The organism is Streptomyces sp. NPDC051286 (assembly GCF_044455345.1).
Classification (GTDB): Bacteria; Actinomycetota; Actinomycetes; order Streptomycetales; family Streptomycetaceae; genus Streptomyces.
The window spans coordinates 1-1238 of the sequence record NZ_JBITER010000162.1; the positions used below are offsets into that span (position 1 = coordinate 1).

Sequence of the window (1238 nt, forward strand, 5' to 3'; positions counted from 1 at the left end):
GCGGCCACCCCACGCCCGAATCCGCAGCTCAACCCCGACACGGCCTGCACAACCCCGAAACGATCACACCGGAATCAAGCCGGTGGATCCGGGCTCAGTCAGCTCGGTCTGGGCCTGACCGCCACAACCTCGCGGTGGGACAGACGAGCCACCGAGTTTCCGGGGAACGCCGGCGCGAACCTCGCCGGTAACGGGATGTTGCCACCCCTGAAGTGCAAGCCTGACGTCGTCAGACATCGCTTCGCCCTTTGTGCTCGACGAGGCCGCCTGCCCCGCACCGCCGACACCATCAGGCCAGCCGTAGCCATATTGGGACACCTTGGCCAGGTCGTGATCACCGTAGCGGGCATCCATGGCGTTTTGAGGACCGTCGGCGCCGAAGGCGGCAACCGCCTCGCTCCAATTTTCGGGGACCGTGAAGGGTGCAACCACACCCAGATCTTTCATGCACTGCGCGGTCAGTTTCTGTTCTGCCGCCTGCAAAAGAACGCCGTTAACCTCGTTATCGACGACTTGATAGGCGCTCAGCGGAAGAGTCCAGGTAGACGGATCGTTCGCCACTGACCGCACTTGCGGGACTTGCCAGGCCACCGCCCCTGCAGCTGCGGTGACCGAATGGCTCAGAGGGCGGCTCCGCTCCTCCTTCCCAGCCGTTGACAAAAAGGCGGCCGTTCCGGCGGTTGCAATCGTGACCACTGCGGCGGCAATCACAACCATCGTGCGCCGAGGACTGCCACTCATCTTCTTCCTCACCTCGTCGATGTTCAGCAATTTCCTACCCACTTGAACGAGGCGTTCTCGTTGTAGGTATTCACCAGATTCCGCCCATTACCGTCGGGCACGTCGTCGTATACGCCCTTCCAAAAACTATTGAAGTGCACGCGGGCAGTGCATCCCGACCCATACGTCACGCCATTGATCGCAGAAGCCGCATTATTCTTGACCTGTTGGCCGGCTCCAGCCCCGCTGTTGCTGCAGAACAGGTATACGAGATTGCCCGCAGAGCCGTCGTTGGCTGCGAAATTCTCTTCAGAGTAGCCGAATTTTATCCAACCGCCACTGAAGTTCGAGTTATAGTGCAACTTAAACTTGAAGTAGTTGGCTGTAGAGCATTGATTGGGTGAAAGGTTGGAGGTGTTAGCTTGAGCCCGGATCCACCGGTTTGATGTCTGTGGACGGCTTCTCTCGGAACGAAGAAGTGCCTTGTGACCTGCGATGATGGGGTTTCTCTAGGACCA

General features: G+C 59.3%; 1 protein-coding gene. It reads right to left on the reverse strand.

Annotation, left to right across the window (positions count from 1 at the left end):
- Positions 1-63 precede the first annotated feature (63 nt).
- The gene (locus tag ACIBB8_RS37955) at positions 64-771 is read right to left on the reverse strand and encodes a hypothetical protein (protein WP_398959985.1); all 708 of its coding nucleotides are present in this window, start codon (positions 769-771) and stop codon (positions 64-66) included.
- Between the last annotated feature and the right edge of the window lie 467 nt (positions 772-1238).